Annotated in this window: 1 protein-coding gene and 1 pseudogene; both read left to right on the top strand. The window is 30.9% G+C overall.

The annotated features are described in order from the left end of the window. Positions 1 to 341 precede the first annotated feature (341 nt). Positions 342 to 1,235, top strand: a complete 894-nt coding sequence (locus K5S59_RS29565; RefSeq protein ID WP_259653026.1) for a helix-turn-helix domain-containing protein — start codon at positions 342 to 344, stop codon at positions 1,233 to 1,235. Continuing rightward, a pseudogene (locus K5S59_RS29560) lies at positions 1,213 to 1,373 on the top strand (IS4 family transposase); the annotation flags it as partial. The gene K5S59_RS29565 and the pseudogene K5S59_RS29560, both read left to right, overlap by 23 nt.

Raw genomic sequence — 1,373 nt, 5'->3', positions numbered from 1 at the left:
GGACTCAATAAACGCTTTGAGGGGTCCCGCCAACCAAATGACATAAAACCCACGTTAAGACATTTTTTGGAATTCAAATCCTTGATTTAGGTACGCTAAGGGTTGTAACTAAAATGAATATTTTTGCTATAGACGGCAATATTAGGGTGAGTACCAGCGAAGCTGTCACCATTTGCAATAAGGATACGTTAAGATTACAATAAGTTGTTTAAGTTTAACACTTACAATACGCATATCCACCGTACTGTTTTAGATTGATAATATATATTTTCATACTTAGATTCCATTATTATGTATAATAAAGTTAAAAAAATAATGACGCCACTTATGGAGAGTGTATTATGTCAAAAAATGATTCTACCAATTTCGTTTTACATGCAAAAAGTGACCAATTTTACTGGGAAGGAATTGGCCAACTGTCCATAAAAACATTTTCAAATGGTAAAGCCCATTATAAGACTAATAAAGGCATGTTTGCTGTTGAAGAAAGTAGATACCTACTCCTTAATAAAGGTTCATACACAATTTCAATTGATGAAACGAAGGATGTGGAATCTTTTTGTATTTTCTTTAAAGATGGGTTTGAAGCCGAGGTCTTTAATTCATTAAAAGAAACAAACGATAATCTTCTAAACGATCCATTTATGGATACGAGTTCTATTGTTTTTTTTGATAAAACCTATCATAAAAATAATACTTTATCTTTTCAACTTGAAACTTTCAAACATATTTTACCTAGTCTCGAAATTAATTCTGTTGGTTATGAGGAACAATTTCATAAGTTAATGCAATATATTTTGAATGAACATTTTAATACATACAAGGAAGTTGAATCTTTAAGTGCAATAAGGACCTCTACACGTGAAGAATTATATAGAAGGATATGTATAGCCCATGATTACATAAGAGCTTATTATGACAAAACTATTAAATTAAATGACATTGCACGAATTTCTTGTCTATCTCCAAATCATTTATTAAGAACATACACACAAATATATGGTAAAACTCCTCATCAGCATATTTCAGAGTTTAGAGTAACAAAAGCAAAACAACTATTATCAGAATTAAGTAATAATATGACCGATATAACCTTTAATCTTGGATTTGGGGTCTGTGTACATGCCCATCAACTTAAGAATTTTCACTACCCCCAAGTGACAAAAAACGTTATTCTTTCTAAAAAGCTAGCTAGAAAGGGTGACATTTTTTATGAATCTTTCGATTCAAGATGAATTACAACTATTTTCTGAAGAACTGTATCGTCATTTAACCCCTTCTCTTTTGGAAGAACTCGCAAAAGAATTAGGTTTTGTAAAAAGAAAACGAAAGTTTTCTGGAAATGAATTAGCTACCATATGTATTTGGGTAAG

This window comes from Bacillus sp. BML-BC051, assembly GCF_019656175.1.
Classification (GTDB): domain Bacteria; phylum Bacillota; class Bacilli; order Bacillales; family Bacillaceae_G; genus Bacillus_A; species Bacillus_A mobilis.
Note: the sequence above shows the minus strand (reverse complement) of the source record. Positions and strands in the feature narration are given on the sequence as shown.

Excerpts from the sequence above, each read along its gene's own strand:
- K5S59_RS29565 (WP_259653026.1), top strand. The coding sequence starts at position 342 with ATGTCAAAAAATGATTCTACCAATTTCGTTTTACATGCAAAAAGTGAC.